At 56.5% G+C, this 19,632-nt stretch carries 19 protein-coding genes; 2 read left to right on the top strand and 17 right to left on the bottom strand.

Going from position 1 to position 19,632, the window contains the following annotated elements:
• The 17 genes from ACNKID_RS03945 to xseB all read right to left on the bottom strand — a co-directional run.
• Nucleotides 1–67: cold-shock protein (locus ACNKID_RS03945; RefSeq protein WP_417912138.1), on the bottom strand; the 67-nt coding region annotated here is incomplete at its 3' end.
• A 114-nt stretch (nt 68–181) separates the two neighbouring features.
• Nucleotides 182–382, bottom strand: coding sequence for a cold-shock protein (locus ACNKID_RS03940; RefSeq protein WP_417912136.1), 201 nt, complete (start codon nt 380–382; stop codon nt 182–184).
• A gap of 199 nt (nt 383–581) precedes the next feature.
• Nucleotides 582–1,253, bottom strand: a complete 672-nt coding sequence (locus ACNKID_RS03935; protein WP_417912137.1) for an L-threonylcarbamoyladenylate synthase — start codon at nt 1,251–1,253, stop codon at nt 582–584.
• A complete protein-coding gene (gene purD / locus ACNKID_RS03930) occupies nt 1,253–3,046 on the bottom strand; it encodes a phosphoribosylamine--glycine ligase (RefSeq protein WP_417912135.1) in 1,794 nt (597 codons plus the stop codon). Before purD ends, ACNKID_RS03935 begins: the two co-directional genes overlap by 1 nt.
• Nucleotides 3,047–3,307: 261 nt before the next feature.
• Nucleotides 3,308–5,329 carry an acyltransferase family protein gene (locus ACNKID_RS03925; protein WP_417912134.1) on the bottom strand — a complete coding sequence of 674 codons (2,022 nt, stop codon included), beginning with the start codon at nt 5,327–5,329 and terminating at the stop codon, nt 3,308–3,310.
• Between the two features lie 349 nt (nt 5,330–5,678).
• Nucleotides 5,679–5,807: a hypothetical protein gene (locus ACNKID_RS03920; RefSeq protein WP_417912133.1), complete on the bottom strand. Its 129-nt coding sequence runs from the start codon at nt 5,805–5,807 to the stop codon at nt 5,679–5,681.
• Nucleotides 5,808–5,809: 2 nt separating this feature from the next.
• Entirely contained in the window at nt 5,810–7,132 is a 1,323-nt protein-coding gene (locus tag ACNKID_RS03915; protein ID WP_417912132.1) for a Coenzyme F420 hydrogenase/dehydrogenase, beta subunit C-terminal domain, read from the bottom strand.
• A gap of 147 nt (nt 7,133–7,279) precedes the next feature.
• A complete protein-coding gene (locus ACNKID_RS03910) occupies nt 7,280–8,020 on the bottom strand; it encodes an acyltransferase (protein WP_417912131.1) in 741 nt (246 codons plus the stop codon).
• Complete coding sequence (locus tag ACNKID_RS03905; RefSeq protein ID WP_417912130.1) at nt 8,017–9,039, bottom strand: lysylphosphatidylglycerol synthase transmembrane domain-containing protein; 1,023 nt, start codon at nt 9,037–9,039, stop codon at nt 8,017–8,019. Before ACNKID_RS03905 ends, ACNKID_RS03910 begins: the two co-directional genes overlap by 4 nt.
• Nucleotides 9,036–10,640 carry an FAD-dependent oxidoreductase gene (locus ACNKID_RS03900; RefSeq protein WP_417912129.1) on the bottom strand — a complete coding sequence of 535 codons (1,605 nt, stop codon included), beginning with the start codon at nt 10,638–10,640 and terminating at the stop codon, nt 9,036–9,038. Before ACNKID_RS03900 ends, ACNKID_RS03905 begins: the two co-directional genes overlap by 4 nt.
• The gene (locus tag ACNKID_RS03895; protein ID WP_417912128.1) at nt 10,637–11,827 is read right to left on the bottom strand and encodes a glycosyltransferase family 4 protein; all 1,191 of its coding nucleotides are present in this window, start codon (nt 11,825–11,827) and stop codon (nt 10,637–10,639) included. The genes ACNKID_RS03900 and ACNKID_RS03895 overlap by 4 nt, the downstream gene beginning before the upstream one ends.
• A complete protein-coding gene (locus ACNKID_RS03890; protein ID WP_417912127.1) occupies nt 11,824–12,555 on the bottom strand; it encodes a class I SAM-dependent methyltransferase in 732 nt (243 codons plus the stop codon). The genes ACNKID_RS03895 and ACNKID_RS03890 overlap by 4 nt, the downstream gene beginning before the upstream one ends.
• An 8-nt stretch (nt 12,556–12,563) precedes the next feature.
• Nucleotides 12,564–13,736 (bottom strand): polysaccharide pyruvyl transferase family protein, encoded by a 1,173-nt coding sequence (locus ACNKID_RS03885; RefSeq protein WP_417912126.1) that lies wholly within the window; start codon nt 13,734–13,736, stop codon nt 12,564–12,566.
• 381 nt (nt 13,737–14,117) lie between these two features.
• Nucleotides 14,118–15,125 (bottom strand): NAD-dependent epimerase/dehydratase family protein, encoded by a 1,008-nt coding sequence (locus ACNKID_RS03880; protein ID WP_417912125.1) that lies wholly within the window; start codon nt 15,123–15,125, stop codon nt 14,118–14,120.
• A gap of 12 nt (nt 15,126–15,137) precedes the next feature.
• Nucleotides 15,138–15,929: a hypothetical protein gene (locus tag ACNKID_RS03875; protein WP_417912124.1), complete on the bottom strand. Its 792-nt coding sequence runs from the start codon at nt 15,927–15,929 to the stop codon at nt 15,138–15,140.
• Entirely contained in the window at nt 15,926–17,818 is a 1,893-nt protein-coding gene (dxs, locus tag ACNKID_RS03870) for a 1-deoxy-D-xylulose-5-phosphate synthase (protein WP_417912123.1), read from the bottom strand. Before dxs ends, ACNKID_RS03875 begins: the two co-directional genes overlap by 4 nt.
• Before the next feature lie 60 nt (nt 17,819–17,878).
• Nucleotides 17,879–18,112 (bottom strand): exodeoxyribonuclease VII small subunit, encoded by a 234-nt coding sequence (xseB, locus tag ACNKID_RS03865; RefSeq protein ID WP_417912122.1) that lies wholly within the window; start codon nt 18,110–18,112, stop codon nt 17,879–17,881.
• Nucleotides 18,113–18,338: 226 nt separating this feature from the next.
• On the opposite strand from xseB, the gene ACNKID_RS03860 reads away from it, so the two are divergent.
• Both ACNKID_RS03860 and xerA read left to right on the top strand, forming a co-directional pair.
• The gene (locus ACNKID_RS03860; protein WP_417912121.1) at nt 18,339–18,752 is read left to right on the top strand and encodes a hypothetical protein; all 414 of its coding nucleotides are present in this window, start codon (nt 18,339–18,341) and stop codon (nt 18,750–18,752) included.
• Nucleotides 18,749–19,632: site-specific tyrosine recombinase/integron integrase (gene xerA, locus ACNKID_RS03855; RefSeq protein ID WP_417912120.1), on the top strand; the 884-nt coding region annotated here is incomplete at its 3' end. The genes ACNKID_RS03860 and xerA, both read left to right, overlap by 4 nt.

The raw sequence follows: 19,632 nt of genomic DNA, 5'->3' as shown, positions 1-19,632 counted from the left end.
CTCCATCCTGCTGAATGAATCCGAAGCCCTTCGCATCATTGAACCACTTCACTGTACCTTCTGCCATTTCTGCTGCTCTCCTTGGGAGCTGGACATCATCTGCTTGGCCGCCGGACAGCGGTGCGCCGCCCGGCAATTTTATCTCACTTGCGCTGCGCTGTATTGGAAAGCACAGGGCTGCTTACAGCTTGACTACTTTGTCAGCCGCCGGACCCTTGGGGCCTTGTACCACTTCAAAGCTCACCCGCACTCCTTCTTGCAGCGATCTGAACCCGTCAGATTTGATCGCGGAATGATGGACGAACACATCCGGCCCGCCGTCCTGCTGAATGAATCCGAAGCCCTTTGCATCATTGAACCACTTTACTGTGCCCTGCGCCATTTTCGACGTTTCCTCATTGTGCGCGGCTTGTTATTGCGCCGCTTAAATCATTCAATCCCAACAGCGAGAGCTGTCGGCAGGCAGCCACTACAGCACAAACAAAAAAACCGCACGCCTCTGAGAGTGAGGATTGTGCGGCTGCGTTCTTCGTTAGTACTCTGCTCAAGTGACTGCACAACATATCCTTATAGTAGCCGATTCAAGGGAAGAAGCAAGTTTTTTTTTCATGCGTGCGAAAAAAACATTTTTCCTTGGCTGCGGGAGCAAGCAGGCGGGCGATTTCCGCAAGAGGCACCCGGCCTTCCCGGAAGCAACGCAGCTCCTGCCCGTTCCAGCCGATCAAAGTCGAGCCTGCGCCGCCCGGCGTTCTCCCTCCGTCAAGGATCAGATCAATTTCCGCTCCGAAGGCGGCCTCCACTTCCACCGCCGTGACAGCCGCAGGCTGGCCGGACCGGTTGGCGCTGGTGGCTGTGACTGGCCCGCCAAAGGCGGTCAGCAGGAGTCTTGCTGTCGCATCTGGTGACTGCCTGATGCCGACTGTGCCGCTGCCGCCAGTGAGCAGCTGCGGCAGATTCTTTTTCGCCGGAAAGACCAAGGTCAGCGGGCCTGGCCAGCAGCAACCCATGAGCTGACGCAGCACATCCGGCACGTCTTCCGCTAGCAGCGGGACTTGGCTCGGATCAGCAACCAGAAGCAAGACCGGCTTGTCCTCCGTCCTCCGCTTGACCGCGAAGATCCTCTGCAAGGCTTCGCTGTTGAAAGGATCAACGCCGAGACCGTAATAGGTCTCTGTGGGGAAGGCGATCAAACGCCCCTGCCGAAGCAGCCTTGCCGCCTCCTGCGCAGACTCCGCGCTGGCCGGGACGATCATCACGCCGAGGTTTGTCCCTTGGCCTGCTGGAGGGCCAGATTCTTGGCTGCCACCTGCTCTTCCATCTCGTGGCTGAACTGGCGCAGGGCTTCGGTGATCTCTTGATCATTGATGGCAAGAATCCGGGCGGCCAACACTGCCGCGTTCTTGGCCCCGGACTTGCCGATGCCCATCGTTGCTACAGGAATACCGGGCGGCATCTGCACGGTTGAAAGCAGGGCATCAAGACCATTGAGCGGCGAAGTGTCTATTGGCACGCCAATCACCGGCAGGGTAGTATGCGCAGCGATTACTCCAGCCAGATGAGCGGACATGCCCGCGCCCGCGATAATGATTTTCAGGCCGCGCCGGGCAGCGGTGCGGGCGTACTCGGCAGTCTGCTCCGGGGTGCGGTGGGCCGAGGAGATGAGCATTTCGTGCTTGATGCCGACGCTGGTCAGGAAATCCGCAGCGGTCTGCATCACCGGCAGATCTGAATCTGATCCCATGACGATGCTCACCGCAGGGCCGGTATGCTTTTGGAGGCGACGCAGGGCGCGATGACCGATGTCACGACGGAAGTAACTTCCCTTCCACTTGATTTTGTCCACCGCTTTATAGGCCCGCTCGATAGCCTTGGCAATGGAGATATCCATTGCGGTCACGCCGAGAACACGCCCGCCTGCGGTCAGGGTGGTTTGATTCTCAATAGTCGTGCCAGCGTGAAAGACCATCACATCCTTCAGTTTGGCCGCGTTGACCAGCCCGGTGATTGGTTTTCCTGCCTTGTAGCTGCCCGGATAACCCTCAGATGCCATAACCACACAGACCGCCGGGCGCGGATCAATCTCCAGCTCGATCTCATCCAGTGCGCCGTCAATAGCCTTTTCAAAGATATCCACCACGTCTGTCTGCAAGCGCATCAGCAGGGGCTGGCATTCCGGGTCGCCGAAACGGCAGTTGAACTCCAGCACGTTGATTTTGTCGCCGTCAAGCATCAGGCCCGCGTAGAGCATTCCCTTGTACGGACGGCCTTCCGCAGCCATGCCGCGCACCGCAGGCAGCATGACTTCGTTCATCACCCGCATGGTCATGGAATCATCCAGCACCGGCGCGGGCGAATAGGCTCCCATCCCGCCGGTGTTCGGTCCACGGTCGCCCTCGAAGATCGCCTTGTGATCTTGGGACGAGGGCAGCGGCAGGACATTCTCGCCATCAACAAAGGCGATGAAAGAAGCCTCCTCGCCGGAAAGGAATTCCTCGACCACTACTCGGCTGCCTGCTTCGCCAAAGGCCCGATCTTTCATGATCAGGTCAACCGCGTGTTTAGCCTCGGTTTTGGTCTGGCAGACCAAAACACCCTTGCCTGAGGCCAGCCCGTCGGCCTTGACCACGCAGGGCGCACCGATCTTGTCTATAAATTTCTTCGCTGCGTCTGGCCGGTCAAAGCTCTCGTACTCAGCGGTCGGGATATTATATTTTTTGAGAAAATCCTTGCAGAAGACCTTGCTGCCCTCCAGCTCCGCAGCAGCAGCGGTAGGGCCGAATATGCGCAGTTCTTTAGCCTGGAAACGGTCCACAATTCCCGCCGCCAGCGCATTCTCTGGTCCAACCACAGTCAGACAAATACTTTCTCTGATGGCGAAGTCGAGCAGCCCGTCCACATCGTCCGCAGCAATTTTGACGCAGGTGGCCAGCTTCCGTATTCCGGCATTGCCAGGGGCGCAGTAAATGGCCTTCACTTTTTCAGACTGGCTCAATTTCCAGACCAGGGCATGTTCTCTGCCGCCGGAACCGATGACCAGAACCTTCATCAAAACCTCCTTGCTGGGTGTTTGCACGATTTGCCGACACCGATATGGCGGACGGCACTGGGAGCTGCTCCCTTTCGGGAGCCACATCATAACACAAAAACAGCAGGTTCGGCAACTGAGGAATGCCGTGTCAAGGTTTTGCGCGGAATATACGATGACAGCTCAGCCGCTTCTGCCGCAGGCTCTCCTTTCCGGCGAGCTGGCCGTCATGACAGTTTTTTCTCACAGAATTCCATGCCGGTGAAAAACGTTCCTCTCTCTCTAATGATCAGCACGCCATATTGATCGTATCAGCGATTCAAAAGAAGGATACAATACTCTGTTGCCATGCGCACTCAAATGATCTCCGTCAAAAAAAAGCGGCTTTCCATTTTGCTGATCAAAGACTGAGCACGTTGTTCCTTTTTCGCAAAGGATCGGGAATGGATCCCACACGGTCAAATTTTGAAACTGCTTGGACAGGGCCGCCAGCGAGTTCATAACCGGCTGGCGATATTTCAGGAGGAAATTCCTGTCCATTGAAAAACCGGCGGAGCAGATTGGATTTGATCGGTTGAACCAGTCAGAGCAGCGGAAGACAGGCGACGAGAACACTGGTTTTGGCGCGTCAATGACAACGTGCAGGTTCATATTTTTGAATATGCTTATTATTTCTGCTGTCTCCAAAAGTGCGTCGTTATAATCATTCAGATGATTTTCATCCTCACTGATATTTAATTCTTGCTTGCTTTTCAAGATGTCCCATTGGTCGCAAATCTTGTTCATGCGCAGAGACGCTAAGAAAACTATGTCTCCTGGCGAGGATGTTTCTCTGATTTCATCGAGATAGCTGTCGAAAACCTCAGCGCACCGTTTTCCCTTGTCTATTTTTGACTTGATAAGATTTGCGATTCCGCATCCTGCTTCCGACATATTTATTATTTCCGCTCCATGCTCGTCAGATAGTTTCTGAAGCATGGTTGCATATGCGCCTGCATGTGAATCTCCTATGGCAAAGATTTTCCGGCCCGCAAAAATTTTTCTGGCATCTGTTTTTTTCTCCGGCCAAGGATACGGATACCACGTTTTTCTGTCTTTTGTGACGCTGAGGCTGATCATCGGCTGGAAGAAGAAAACTGCGCCTATCAGGATAAAAGCTGCGGTTATGGCTGAAAGTCCAGCTCGGATGATCTGTCTGGATGGATGATCTGCGAGAAATTTTGCAGTTCTGAAAGGATTCTCAATACAATGGTATGAGCAGACCGCAAGCAGAAAAGAAAAGGTGATTGCAAGGCAATATTCCTCCATAGTGTGCAGGCCGCTGGTCCAGCGCAGCAGCGCATACACCGGCCAATGCCAGAGATACAAAGAATATGAAATTTTGCCAATATAAACAAAAGGCGATGATTCAAGCAGCTGTTGGACAAGCGGCTTCGCTTCAGTTTTGTGCATCAGGCCGGAAATCAGACTGACCGTGCCGCAGACAGGCAGCACCGCCCAAGGAAAAGGGAATGCTTTTTTGTCAGACAAGACAAATCCGGCAGCGACAAGCAGGACTCCGGCTGCGAAATGCAGATTTGCTCCCAAACAGGAGCGTGGCATAATTCTGTCTTGCGAATGCAGCTGCAGCAGAAAAGCTCCTGCCGCCAGCTCCCAGAATCTGGCCGGAAGCAGATAAAAAGCTAAATCAGGTGTTTTTGAAGTCGCATATGCTGCATATAAAAAGGAGATCAGCAGCAAGGACGCAAGCAGATATCGTGCCGCTGCGCTGATCAAGGCTGTTCGGCGGCTATATTTCATCCATAAAAAGAAAATTGCCGGAAATATCAGATAAAACTGTTCTTCAACGCCGAGCGACCATGTGTGCGTGAACGGATTGAAATCTGTTCTTGGTGAGAAATAGCCGTCATTGAAAAAAATGAGGGCAAAGTTTCCAAGACCGAAAAGAGCGGCCAGCGCAGTTGCGCTGTTGGCCTGACTCAGCCAGGAAGCTGGAATAAAAAGCGAAGTGGCAAGACTCGATACAAGCAGGCAAACGATCAGAGCGGGAAATATTCTGAGAATTCTTCTGGCATAAAAACTGCTTGCGAATTGAATAAAATGAGAATCGGCATGACGGAGCAGCGATGCGCTGACCACATAGCCGGAGATGACAAAAAAAATGTCCACCCCGGAAAAACCGCCCGGCAGCATGGCCGGATGCAGATGAAAAAACAGCACGGCCAGCACCGCTGCGGCGCGCAGGCCGTCTATTCCCTTAATGTAACTCAATCTGCCCCCAAAAACGTAACTTTTTAAGCCCAAACAGCATTCCTGTGATGCCGACAAGGGCAAAAGATGTTTTGCCCCTGCTGCTTACGCTGCTCCCGAATCAGCGTGGCAGACAACTCGTTGCAGCCTCAATCGAAGTGTAGTTTGAGGCGAAGCACATTTATCCGTGGCAGACTAAGTTTTATTTTTGGCGGAAAACATGTTGGTTGCGGCAAATTAAATTTCGTGTGGCAGAGAACATGTTGTTTGTGGCAGACTAAATTTCATCCGTGGCAGAGAACATGTTGTTTGCGGCAAATAACACTTCGCCCGTGACGGAAAACATGTTGTTTGCGACAAACTAAATTTTATCCGTGGCAGAAAACATGTTCTTTGCGGCAAATTAAACTGCATCCGTGACGGAAAACATGTTGTTTGCGGCAAAAAACACTTCGCCCGTGGCGGAAAACAGTGCGTTGCGGCGGAAAAAACAGCGGATTCCACGATCATGGCGCACGCGGCGCAGACGCATGGTCATCTGTTGTGATGCCGGACGAAGAAGCGCATCCGCAGCTTGTGCAGCGGCGTGATCAGCGGCGAAAAGAGAATCTTGAGGATGCCGCTGCGCAGCGCGGCATTCTTGCGAAGCAGATCGAACAGATCAGCAGGAAGGTTCTTCAGGCGGTCGTTCAGGCTGGGTTCTTGTATGGCGGCATGGTAATCCGGGTTGGGCAGGCCGCGTTGCCGACGTTTGGCCATTTGAACAGCCGCCCGGCTCCGCTTGCCCCTGATCATGGCCAAAGTTCTTGCGGAAATCTTTGCAGCGGGCAGAGAATAAAGGACAACAGCACCGGCCTGCTCCGCACTCTGCAAAATGTCCCTTCCTTTGGCGGTGCGCTGGAACACTTGGGTGCAGCATTCCATCCTGCTGAATTCATCCGCGTAATCAAAGGCCCAGAAATCGCCGAAGCTGAGATCCGCCAGCGCGGAGGTGCCGTCCACGCAGAGGCGGCAGCGTTCCGGGCCGAAAAGACGGAACATCGCATTGACCACTGTGCCGTAGGCTTCATTTGGATGCAGCGGCACAGTAGTTCCGTCTTTTTTGCGGACAAACATGCCGCCAGGCCAGCCGCCGCCCCGGAATTCAAAGCTGGCCACGTCCTCCCGCTGAATCCCCGCCGCCCGCAGTGCTTCCTGCCAAGCCTCGCCGCTCATGGTGCAGGAGCAGCAGAGACCAAGAATCACCGCTATTTTTCCAGACAGTTTCGGATCGACATGCGCCAGCTTCCGCAATCCATGAACTTGACAAGGCAGAGCGGCGACAGCAAAACGGCCTTTGCGGATTCGGATGTCGCGCAGCGCGGCCATTGAAGGCGTGACGCAATATTTTGACTGCGCGGCATTGCTGATTGCTGCGGGCGAAGTTGCCAAAATGCCTCGTGTCAGATGCTGCCGCTCAGGATCAGCCTCCACCACAATCGCGCCGTCAATTTGACCAGCTGAGAGCAAAAAAAGAAGCAGAGCCGTGATCAGTCCGCCGCTGGTGCCAGCCCGGCGCGTCTGCGTATCTGCCGCGTGAGCGACATAGGCGGATTCGATGTGACCAAGCGGGCTGCGCGTGTCTTCTTTGTCAGACAGCTCTTGGGCAAGAGCAGGCAGATTGACATCCGCTCCTGGACAGCATTCACCGCAGAAGCCGCAGGATGTGCATCGTCCGCTCAGAACCGGAAAATTCTGCTGATCAAACTCGATGGCCTTGGCGGGACAGACACCGGCGCAAATGCCGCAGCGGGTGCAGAGCTGCTGGCTGATGACAGTCTGCCTGAGCCAGGCGAAATCTTTTTGGAACTCTTGCATAAGGAATGGCAGCTGGCGCACAGGGGCAAAAAATCTTTTGCCCTTGTTGGCATCATCGGAATGCTGTTTGGGCGAACGCCGAGCTGGGCGAAAGATTTTTCGCCCCTACGATGGCCGTTCAAATACCGCAGTCTTTTGCATTATTCGTCAGCCGCGCTGCCCGATCACTTTCGCAGGAACACCGACAGCGATGGAGAACGGCGGAATATCTTTTGTCACCACGGCATTGGCTCCGATCACCGCGCCGTCGCCGATCCGAACCCCGTCATTGATCACCGCCTGCGCACCGATCCAAACATCACGGCCAATAACGATGCCGCCCCGGTCAACCAAAGGCTGCTCGGCAATTGGCCTGCTGGGATCGCTGAAACCGTGCTGGATGCCGCCGACAAAGCAGTTGCCGCCAAAAAGGCAATGCTCGCCGACAATAAGCTTGGAGGCTGTGCCAAGATAGCAGTATGCGCCGACGCTGACGCTGTCTGCCAGCGATATTTCTCCGCCCCGCGCCCGCACTTGGCTGTAACGGCCTATCAGCACATTGCTGCCAAGGCGGATGCTTTGCTCCGCTTCGCCCCGGAAGCTGAGAAAGACATAATCATCCAGCATCACGTTGTCGCCAAGAAAAATACGGTGCGGCGCACGCAGAGAAAGATGATGCCCAAAGACCGGATTCTTGCCTGTCTTGCCAAACAGGGCAGGATACAAAAAACGCCGCAGGCCCAAACCCAGTAATCCGGGCAGCGCGCCAAGCAGCAGGTTCAGCAGTTCATAACGGAGCAGCGGGACCAAGCCGCGCTGGCCGATGACTGTGTCTTGATATTTTTGCAGGGCAGATTTCCGCTGATCCTGCATCACCTCGCGGAAGCGGTATTTCTGGTGATCGCTCATTGCGCCGCTCCGCTGCTGGCCCGCAGCCGACCCAAATGCAGAAAACCGCCTGCAATGCCGTAGAGAATATTTTTCAGCCGCATGAGCAGTGCCGTGGACACCGCCAAGGCTGCGCTGTAGCCGAACAAAGGAAAGAAAAAGGTGAAAGCTGCTTCCATCAGGCCAATGCCGCCAATAGACACCGGCAGATTCATCACCAGCATGATTGCAGGCACAGCCAGCAGCATGGAGTAAAAATTCATATCCGGGAAAAAGGCCAAGGCCGTGCCCCAGACATTGACCACCGCCATGAAATAAAACAGGCAGGAAATGGCGAACACTTGGATCAGAACGGCTTTGTTGTCTTTATATTCCCGGACCGCATCCTGAAGACGGCTGAGTTTGGCCAGCAGCATGCCTGCGAGGCGGAAACGACTGCCAAACAGCCGGGAAAGCAGGGGCAGAATGCGCTGATCAAGAATCAGCCAGAAGATGGCTGCGTTCATCACGGCAAGAAAGAGAACGCCTGCGCTCAAAATGGGCAGCTGGTAGTCATGCGTCAGCACAGCGGCGGCGGAGATGAAAACCAGCGTGGTCATGCCGGAAAGCCGCTCCACCAGCACTGAGGCCAAGGCTTCGTATTTTTCCCCGGAATGGCGGCTCAGCTCCCAGACCCGCACCACGTCGCCGCCCATGGAGCTGGGGAGAAACATGTTGAAGAAGCGGCCTATGAAATAAAACAGCACCAGCCGCGTCAAGCTGACCTCTATGCCTTTGCTGCGCAGCAGCACCTGCCATTTCCACGAGCTGATAACTGTCAGCAGGACACCGACAGCGATTGAGAAGGCGAGCCAGAACAGATTCACCTGACTCAGAGTTTGCAGCAGACTGTCTCTGCCTGAAGTGCTGTCCAACCCGCTTTTCCAGATGACATACGCCAGCAGCAGCACGCTGACAGCAATTTTGATAAAGAAGAAAAGGCGCGACTTCTTGCCTCGCTGCGGCGGATTCTCTTTCGTTTGCTGGATCAATTCATTCACAAGTAAAACTTTTCACAGCGGACAATTTCATGCTGCTGCTGCTCCGCTGTCCAGCCCAGCATGTTCCCCATCAATGCGGCACAGCAGGCAAGGGTTTCCGGCAACGGCTTTTCTCCTGCGCCAAGATCAGTGCGGCGGCGCACAACATCATCGAGATGCACAGCCATTTCCTCGTCAACCGCATAGGCGATTTCAGCCAGCAATATCTCTTCGGAAGAGGGCAGCGGACGCAGCAGATTAGAATAACGCAGCACCTGCCGATACGAGGAACCGTAGTTTCTGAGCAGATGCCGGGCAGCCTGCTCGCTGATGCCGGTTTCATCCATGAGACATTCTGTATTCTCCGCGCAAAAGACGGAGAAGCTTTCCATGTCTCCGCCTTCCAATGGCATGTCCGCAGTTTGTGACTCCATGAAGGCTCGGCCAAGCTTGCGGAGCAGGAAATCCACTGTTTTCTGGCCAACGTCTCTGGCTGTGGTGTATTTGACCGGCAAGATGGAGATAAGATTAGCGATGCCTTCCTGATGATGATCAAGCAGCTTGAAATCGCCGTCCGGTTTGAAGCGGCCAGGCACAAAACCCTTGTGCAGATGGCAAATATCCTCCCGGCGCAGCGGTGTGCCGGGATAAACCTTATTGATTCGTCCGAGAAAACGCTCAATCTCCTCTTCTCTGATCTGAAGCCGTCCCGGTTCGTCTGTCCACGCTGCCTCGTCGGTGCCGATCATCCAGTATTTTCCCCACGGCACAAAGAAAAAGGCCCGCTCATGATCAAAGAGGCCAACTGCCATCCTGCCGGGAAAAAGCTGCCGCTTAGTGACGAGATTCATCACTCGGCACTGAGGAAAGTCGCGCTTGGGCAAGGACGGCAGCTGATGCAGCAGCCCGCCGACCCACGCGCCAGCGGCGTTGACAACATGATCTGCTTTGACCGTGAAACTGCTCCCGGAAAGCTCATCTTTCACCTGCACGCTGCTGATTCGCCCATTTTTCAGCGTGAATCCCGTGACCGGACAGTAATTGGCCGCGTCCAGCCCGTTTTGTACGCCTGCATGAAGAAAGGCCAAACCGAGACGCTCCGAATTGACAGCCATGCCGTCATGCCAGACTGCCGCGCCAGTGACGCTTGGCCGGTCAAATTCTTTGCCCAGCAGCTCAATCAGCTCTTTTTTGCTCATGATGCCGCCGAGCGGAATGCGTTTGTCCGGCGGCAGGCCCTTGCTGCGGTCAAAAGAAACCAAGCCGTTGATCAGGCTGGCAGCGAACATGTTGGGCAGGCTGCGGAGCTTCCAGACGGACTCTGTCGGCATGAGACATTGCAGCGGATGCACGAGATGCGGCGCGATTTTCAGCAGATTGCGCCGCTCGCGGCTGGATTCGCGGATTCTCTTGAAATTCGCCTGCTGAAGATAGCGGAAGCCGCCATGAATGATCTTGAGCGAATTGGAGGAGGTCTGGCTCATAAAGTCAGACGCTTCCAGCAGACAGGTTTTCAAACCGCGCGTCGCCGCCTCATACGCTGTGGCAACACCATTGATGCCGCCGCCGATCACTAACAGATCGTAACGCGTGCTGGCAAGCTGCTCAAGATTTCTTTTCATTGACCAAACATCAGCGGCAGACTTTTTTTGGGGAGGATTTCATTATAGAATTGCATGATCTTGCGTTCATAGGCTGGGCGGCAGTATTCCGCGACCGCCTTTTTCTTTGCCCGCGCCGCCCTTCTGGCCGCTTCATTGCTGTCAGAGAAAACGCGTTGCAATGCGGCAGCCATGCTTGCCGGCTCAGGATCAGCCAGAAAGGCGATCTCCTCATCCAGCACTTGGGTGTGACTGACGATTTTTGTGGCTAACACCGGCTTGCCGGAATCCATGTATGAATAAATTTTCATCGGCGTGTTTTCCCCTTCAGTGCGCGGAGAAACAAGCAGATCCGCCTGCGCCAAGTACATGGCAAGCGCGGCTGCCGGGCGCGGGCCGATGAAATGCGAGCGGCTGCTGATGCCAAGCCGCTCCGCCTGTTCTTGATATTTGCTGATGTCTTTGTCTGTCCCGCCGATGATGACCAAGCTACACTTCAAGGCTGCCGGGTCAGTCAAGGCAAAGGCTTCAAGCAGCAGTGCCATGCCTTGGTACCGCTCCAAGTTGCCGACGTACATGATGAGTTTGCCTTGGTAGCCGAATTTCTCCCGCAGCTGTTCCGGCGGCGCGGCGCAGTTTTCTTCCAGCAGACTGATGTCTTCCAAACGGAGCAGCGGTTTCTCTCGGTCAAAGGTTCTGATTTTGTCCTCAATCGCCCGGCAGACCGGGATCACGCCAACGCTGCGCCGCACGGCTATTTTTTCAAAAAATTCAAGAAATCTCCTGAACGGACGGAGAAAAGCGAGCTTGGCCAAGAGCTGATCGCTCATCCACGAATCAAGATCGTAAATATACGGCACCTTGAAGAACAGCCGCAGGAGCATGGCAATGAAAGCCGCTTCCTCAACGGCGTGAACCACATCAAAGCTGAATTGCCGATGAAGCTGGACTGCTTTTGCTGTCATGAGCACATCGCAGCAGATTTTCTGCCAAGAAAATCCCGGCGGAATGGCGAGGAGAAAGGACAGGGCTGCAATCCTGTGCAAGGTTACGTTGGGCATTGCAATATCTTCCCCCTCATGAAAAACCAGCAGATGCACTTCGTGGCCTGCCTTGCCGAGGGTTTCCGCCATCAGCCGGACAGCAATCGGCGTGCCCCGGTTTTGGAAGAAAGGCTGCGGCGCAAGCAGGAGAATTTTCATCATCATCTCCTCTTGTCAACCCGCAGAATGATGGGCGAGCCAAAAAGCTGCGTCAGCCCGCAGAGACGGCAGCCGCGTTCAAGCAGGCGCGAGAACTGTGCTGAACGTATTTTCCTGTGCAGCACCATTGGCAGAAGAAATTCAGGCCGCAGCTGCGGCTGTGTCATGCCGTGTTTGGCAAATTCCTGCACAATCTGCGTCCTGCTGAACAGACCAAAGGTTCTTGTATTCCCTTCCAGTCTTTTTTTCAAGCGGAAAAAGATGAAACTCAGAATATTGATGCTGCGGATGTCGGGATAATCAATAACAACGGTCTCTGAAGCAACCCGCGCCAGCTCCGCCAGCAGCTGCGGCCAGCGGTCAACATGCGGCACAAGCCGGAAGGCAAGGACAACTGGAAAGGAATTGTCAGGAAAAGGCAGATGCAGCGAGTCGCAGGTCTGATAGGAAAAAGCATCTTCAGGAAGCCGCTGCGCCAGTCTGCGGCGGCAGCTGTCATCGCTGCCGGTCACTGTGACTTTATATCCCCTTGCAGCAAGGGGAACAGCCAGCTGGGCGTGACCGCCGCCCACATCCAGCACGGACGCACCTGGCGCAAGATCAGGCAGCAGTTCCAGCAGCAGGTCCAGCTGCGTTTGCAGGAAATACTCGCCGACTGGCCCGGCGAAACGGCTGGCGTAATCGTCAGAGGCGGTCTCGATGTCGGCGGTTTCAAGGAAGCCGGAAAGCGGCATGTCCGCATTCACCGCAGCAGATGTTTTCTCAGCAGCGCGGCAGTGCTGCGCGCCTTTTCCTTTTCCGCAGGCACGAGCCGCTCCAGCTCTTGTTTGGTTGCCGCGCGTTCATTCCACGCCTTATTGATCATTGCTGACAAGCTGTCAGCAGTGAGGTCAGCGAACGGAAGCAGCCAGTCGCCTTGCCCAACTGTGCGGAGAAAGCCTGCGCTCTTCGGATAGGAAACAATGCCGATAACCGGCGTGTGCATGGCCGCGCAGAAAATCAGACTGTGGGTGCGCAGCCCCGAATGCAGCTCCACCCGGGCCAGCAGAGCGGCGATTTCTTCATAAGTGTAGTCGGCATTGGAAATGATTTTCACCCGCTCCTGCCGGGCGATCTTGGCCGCACATTGCCGGGTGATGCTGGTGTCCATCACTTGGGTGATGAAAAAAATCACATCCACGCCCAGCTCGTCCATCACCCGGTCAGCAGCCCCGGCAATGGCGGCGCAGAAGCTCTCTCTGGTGAAACTGCCCTTTTTGCTCCAGTTGTCGATGTAGGAATTGACGTTGAAGCCGACAGTGCCTTTCGGATTGGTGAACAGCCGCTCCTTGGCGATGACCGCTTCCATCCGCGCCTGCGGCGGCGCGGCGGTGTTCAACGCGCAGTCGGCATGAACGTGCAGCTCCGGGCAGGGGAGCGCGAGTTTTTCCAGCAGCTCTTTGGTGTTCTGATCTCGAATGACCGCCAGCTTCGTTGCTTCCAGCACTTTGGCCAAGGCTTTCTTGCCTGCGGGCGTGTCAACCGGCCCTACCGAGGCGTTGTACAGCACAATGGGAATGCCCAGCTTTTTGCAAAAGGGCGCGAACAAGGCGATGGAGGAGAGATAATTGAACAGGGGATTATAAAATTTGCGGTCAAAAAGAATGTTGTCGCAGATCAGCACGGCATCAGTGGCGGTCATGGCCTTGTACAGCGGCCAGCCGAGATTCTTGATGCAGCCGTTCCACGGCAGCAGGCCCATCGGCTTCACCTTGAACTGGCCGAACTGATCACGGATAAACCGAGGATTCGTGGTCGGAACAAGGAATTCCGCCTGAGGCAGCTCAGAGGAAATGTCACGCAGCAGATTGCCGAGGATGGCGTTGTCTCCGGCGTTGCGGCCTGAGTTGTTGCCCAGCACGGTTATTCTTTTCATGAGACCTTGTTAGTAACGCTTAAAAAGATTCTTTTTTTGCTCGCCGGCAAAACAATTCGGCTTGGCAACAGAGGGTTCTTGCCAAGCTGAAACGGAGTTGTGCTTAACAGAAAAGGAATCTGGCCGAGCAGCAAAGGAGTTTAGCTAAGCCGCAAAGGGATTGAAGTTAGCCAAACTCCTCTGCGGCTTGCCAAGAAAGAAGTTTGGCTAAGCCGAACTTCTCTTTTGCCGACTATAACTCTTTTCTTGCCCAGCCAAACTGCTTTGCGGGCGAGCCGCACTCTCCTTTTGCTTGGCTGCAACGCATGGCGGTTTGTTCGCCGCTGCAATCTGCTGCGCTGTGGAACTCAATCTTTCACATTGAGTTGCGCAGAAGTGCTGTTATTTGTGCAGCCAGCCGTGTTCAAGATACCACTGCGCCGCTTCAGCGAGAGTGCTTTCGTTGCTGTGCTGAAAACGCCAGTTCAGCAGCTTGTGCAGCTTGGCGGTGCAGAACTGCCGGTCTTTGGCGTAGAAAGAAACCCGGCGGCGGTAGAGCGGCGGCCGGAGACCGAGCGGCGTGCAGACGGCCTCGCAGAGATCAGCGGCAATATAAAAAGGCTGAATCGGCAGGCGGACAACCCGCGCCTTGCGGTGCAACGCCTTGGCGATGATCTGGCCCATTTCAATGATGGAAAGCGGTTCGGCATTGGCGACGATAAGCGCTTCATTCTTGGTCTGCTCCGAAACAGCCGCCAGCAGCATCACCTCTGTCAGATCATCAACATGAACGAGCTGAAACAGACCCTTGCCCTTGCCCAGCATCAGAATGAAACCTCTGTTGACCATCCTGAACATCTTCAGCATCCGTTTCTCACCAGGGCCGATAATAGCGCCCGGGCGAATGATCGTGTAAGGAAAATCCCTGCTGGAGGCAAGCCACTGTTCCGTTTCCAGCTTGGTTTGCTGGTAGCAGTCGCTCGGACTGAAACGGTACTGTTCGTCCGCAGGCTGCTCACCAGGTATATGGCCATGCACACCGACAGTGGAGGTGTAAATGAACCGTTTGAATGCTGGCTGGTTTTGCACAGCCTTGGCCATGAGCTGGGTTGGATGGAGATGGATGCGGCGGCAGTCCTCCTCAGTAGCCTCGCCCGCCCGGAACGCGGTGGCCAAATGGAAAATATATTCTGTCCCGGCGGCAGCCTGACTGATGAGCGCAGGATCAGCAATATCACCCCGGAACCACGTGATGCCCAAGCCGTCCAGCTCGTCAGTTTTTGACGCAGGACGGGCAATGGCATTGATCCGCGCTCCAGCGGCAGCCAGCTTTTTGGTCAGTGCCCTGCCGGTGTAGCCAGTGGCCCCGGTGATCAGCACCTTGGCATCTCGAAACTGCTCGTGCGCCATCTTGTTACAATCTCATAAGAAGGAAGATATCTGCCCGCGAATTGCGGCATTATAGCGCAACCGCATGAACAGTTCAAGCGGGGAAGAGCGATGACCGAAGCTGGCGGACTCAGATTTGCCTGCAAGCAGACCACGCAGCGCGTCATCAGGAGACAAACCTGCTTCTGCGCAGATGATGCGGGAGGCATATCTGCCGAACTGCTCTTCTTCGCCAAGAAAGGGCAACGGGTCAGAACCGCTGATGATTTGAAAACTAAGCCGCTTTGCCTTGCGCATCAGCAGGGGCAGCGGCCAGCCATAAGGCCGCAGACTGACATCGCCGAGCAGGAAATCCTGCGGCGTGAAGCGGCGCAGCAGCTCTTCAATCACCTTGCCGCGCTGGAAAAACCATTTGCCCGGCGACCAAGGCAGCACCGGCACGCCGTTCCGCGCCTGGATTGAGCGAATCAGCTCTGCTGCCGGGGTGCCGTCAGCAAAGAGCTGGTCTGTGCAAAGAGCCAGCACCTCAATCCGCTCCGCCGCAATGATCTGGCGGCCCGGCAGGAGAGTGAGCAATCTGCCGTCGCTTTTGCGCTGGAGGATGAGCTGGCGGCGGTCAGCAGACTGGAGGCTAAAATTATGCGGCAGCTGCTTGCCAGCGCACAGCTGGCCGTAAAAATCGCAGCCTGCGCGTTCCGCCAAGCAGCCGAGGCAGGGAACCTGCGCATCCGCTGCCATCAGCCGGTCAAGCAGACCGGAAAAGGCGCGGTCAAGGTTGTAGCAGGAATAAAGATGCAGGTGGGTGTCGGCAAGGAGCATCGTCACTTTTGCTGCATCAGCTCCAAGGCCGCCTTGATGATCCCGGCAGTGTCAATGCCGGCATCCTTCCACAGCACCTGCTGCGGAGCCTGCTCAATGAAGGCATCTCCGTAGCCGAGCAAGCGCATGGGCAGGGTTAAATGCCGCTCGTGCAGCATCTGCGCGACCGCGCCGCCAAAGCCGCCTTTCTTGGCATTGTCCTCCACAGTCAGCACTCTGCCGCAGCGTTCCGCCCAATGACTGATCAGCTCGCTGTCCAACGGTTTGATGAAGCGGGGGTTGATCACCGCCGCTTCCACACCAAGTTTGGCCAGACCTTCTGCCGCCTGCATCGCCGCATACACCCGATTGCCCAGCGGCAGAATGGCGATGTCGCTGCCCTTACGCAGCAATTCCCCTTTGCCAATGGGAAGCCGCAGCAACTCCTCGTCCATTGGCACGCCTTCGCCGCTGCCGCGCGGATAACGGACAGCGCAAGGACCGTCATGCTGCACTGCGGTGAAGAGCATGTGGCGCAGCTCGTTCTCGTCCTTAGGGGCCATCAAAGTCAAATTGGGAACGCAGCGGAGCAAGGAAATGTCGAACACGCCGTGATGGGTGGGGCCGTCATCGCCGACCACGCCTGCCCGGTCAATGGCGAAAACCACCGGCAGATTGGTCAGGCAGACATCGTGAATAACCTGATCCACGGCCCGCTGGATGAAGCTGGCATAGACCGCGACAACTGGGCGCAGTCCGGCCAAGGCCAGCCCGGCGGCAAAGGTGACAGCATGCTGCTCGGCAATGCCGACATCAAAGAAACGGTCGGGAAAACGCTTGCTGAATTCCAGCAAACCTGTGCCTGCCCGCATGGCGGCGGTGATGCCGGCAATGCGCTGGTCGTTTGCGGCCAGCTCGCAGACCGTCTTGCTGAAAACAGCGGTGTAGGACGGCGGGCCGGACGCAGGAATGGGCCTGCCGTCCTCGACCGAGAACGGGCCGAGACCGTGGTAGTCGCCAGGATTCTTCTCCGCTGGCTCGTAACCCTTGCCCTTGGTGGTCAGCACATGCACCAAGACCGGGCCATGGCTGTTGTCGCGGACATTTTCCAAGGTTTCCAGCAGCACGGGCAGGTCGTGCCCGGGAATCGGGCCGATGTAATCAAACTTGAAAGCCTCGAAGAGCATTCCCGGCGTGAAGAGCACCTTCAGGCCTTCCTCAGACTTGCGCAGGATGCTGAGGATGTTCTCGCCCACCGAGCAGAGCTTCAGCCCCTCCTCTATCTGATCCTTGAGGCGGCGCACCGTCTTCGAGGTCATCTTGCGGCTGAGAAAGCTCGACAGAGCGCCGACATTGGCCGAGATGGACATCTCGTTGTCGTTGAGGATGACGATCAGATTTTTGTGCAGGTCGCCCGCGTGGTTGAGGGCCTCAAAGGCCAGCCCGGCGGTCATCGAGCCGTCGCCGATCACCGCGATGACCTTGCTTTGGTCGCCTTGCAGCTGCTGGGCCGCCGCCAGGCCGAGGGCGAAGGAAATGGAGGTTGAGCTGTGGCCGGTCTCAATGGTGTCGTATTCGCTTTCATCCCGCTTGGGAAAGCCGCTGATGCCCTGATGCTGGCGCAGGGTGTGGAATTTGTCGCGGCGGCCTGTGAGCAGCTTGTGGGCGTAGCACTGGTGGCCAACGTCCCAGATCAGCTTGTCCTGCGGGGTGTTGAAGACATAATGGAGAGCAAGAGTCAGCTCGACCACGCCCAAGCTGGGCGCGAGGTGGCCGCCATTCTCGGCCACAGTGGCGATGATCCGCGCCCGGATTTCCTCGGCGAGCAGCTCCAAGTCGCGGACAGGCAGGCCACGCAGGTCTGCCGGGGAGTCAATGGTTTCGAGCAGGCTGAGTTCGGCTGCGGCTTCCGTCATGGTCGTTTCCTTGGAAAAGGCTGCGGGCGCATATGCCCGGTCGCTCTGCGCACAGTGTGTTCAGTTTCTGTCCGCCGCGCTGAAAGAAACTGCCGCCAAGCCGCCGCCCTCATCGCGCAGGAGCAGGTCAACCCGGCTGCTGGCCTCGGCCAGTTTCTGGCCGCAGAAGGCGGCGAGCTGAACCCCTTCGTCAAACTTCTTCAGGCTCAGGTCCAACGCAAGATTGCCCCGCTCCAGCTCAGCCACAAGCTGCTCCAGTTTGGCCAATGCCTGTTCAAAGGTCTTTTTGCTCATCGTGTGCTCAGATCGGGAATCGGGCGGCGTTTCCTGCTCTCCCTCAAGAATAATGCAGTGTAAACCGGATGCCGCTGGTTTTCAACTGAAGATTCTTCTTTGAAGCCGTCGGACAGGTTTCAATTTGACCAGCCTGCCGCTTCCCACTATAGTTGAAAGCAGCGGGCTGTCCCTGCGGACAGGCGGAGACAGCGCAATTCAATCAGCAACAGACCGGAGCGGAACCATGGCGACTTGGAGCTACGAAGCATTTGCCTCAGCAAATTCAGCAAGAAGCGGCATCACGGAGTTGGAGCGCAAGATGACGGAGCTGCTTGAATCCTTGGGAGCGCGAGCCGAACATGCGAAGACAGCCATGACCAACGTGGTTGGCGGTCCGGCCAGAGCTGTGATCTATTATCCCGACAAAGCCCTTGCCCTGCCGTCGGCAAGCAAAATCGCGGGCTGGAAAAAAGGCGATGCCAACACCATCGCCGATTCCGCCGACACCGAGCGCTACAAGGAAGAGATGTATCAGAGCATAGTCGAAATGCTGAATGCCTTGTCAGACACCCAAGCGGCCCTGAGCAAGATTTCCGCCACCGCTTGCAAGGACGGCTGCGCGACCATCACCATCTGGTATCCGACCGAAATAGCGTGAATCCCGCGCCCTTTCCTTTGGCCGCGTTCACGGACTGGCTGCGAATCGAGCGCGGCTACTCCGAGCGCACGGTGGACAGCTACAGCCGTGATGTGGAAGAGTTTCTCCGCAGTCTCGGCGGCAAGGCGGATATCGCCGCAATCGGCCCGCCGCAGGCGCAGCAGCATATAGCTTCCCTGTACCTGAGCAATTCCGCCGCCTCGGTGGCCCGGAAGATGTCCTCGCTGCGGGCCTTCTTCCGGCACTGTCTCAGACAGGGGCTGCTGGCCGCCGACCCGATGGCCGGGCTGGCCGGGCCGAAGCTGGCCAAGCATATTCCGGTTTATCTGACTGTGGATGAGGTTTTCAGCCTGCTGGAGGAGCCGAAGCCGCAGGACAGCTTCTTCCAGCGCGACCGGGCGGTGATGGAGCTGATCTATGCAACAGGGATGCGCGTCTCGGAAGCGGCGGCGGCTAACGTGGCGGATGTTGACTTTGCGGCGGGGATGATGAAAATCCGGGGCAAGGGCGACAAGGAGCGGCTCGCGCCCTTTGGCACGGCGGCGGAAGATGCCCTGCGGCAGTGGCTGCCCCTACGCGGCCAGCTCATCGCCGCCCGGATCACGCGGGGCGACATGCCGGAGCGGGACGCGCTCTTTCTCAACAGCCGGGGCGCACGCCTGACCGTGCGCAGCATCGAGCGGCAGGTGGCTGCCTACGGCCAGCGAGCGGGCATCAACGTCGAAGTCACTCCCCATGCCCTGCGCCATTCCTTCGCCACCCATCTGCTGGAGATGGGCATGGATCTGCGCATGGTGCAGGAGCTGCTCGGCCATGTCAGCCTTTCAACCACCCAGCGGTACACCCACCTCGACATGGCCCATCTGAGCAAGGTGTATGA

This window comes from Candidatus Electronema sp. TJ (assembly GCF_048287355.1).
Taxonomy (GTDB): Bacteria; Desulfobacterota; Desulfobulbia; order Desulfobulbales; family Desulfobulbaceae; genus Electronema.
This window is presented reverse-complemented; position numbering and strand designations above follow the sequence as displayed.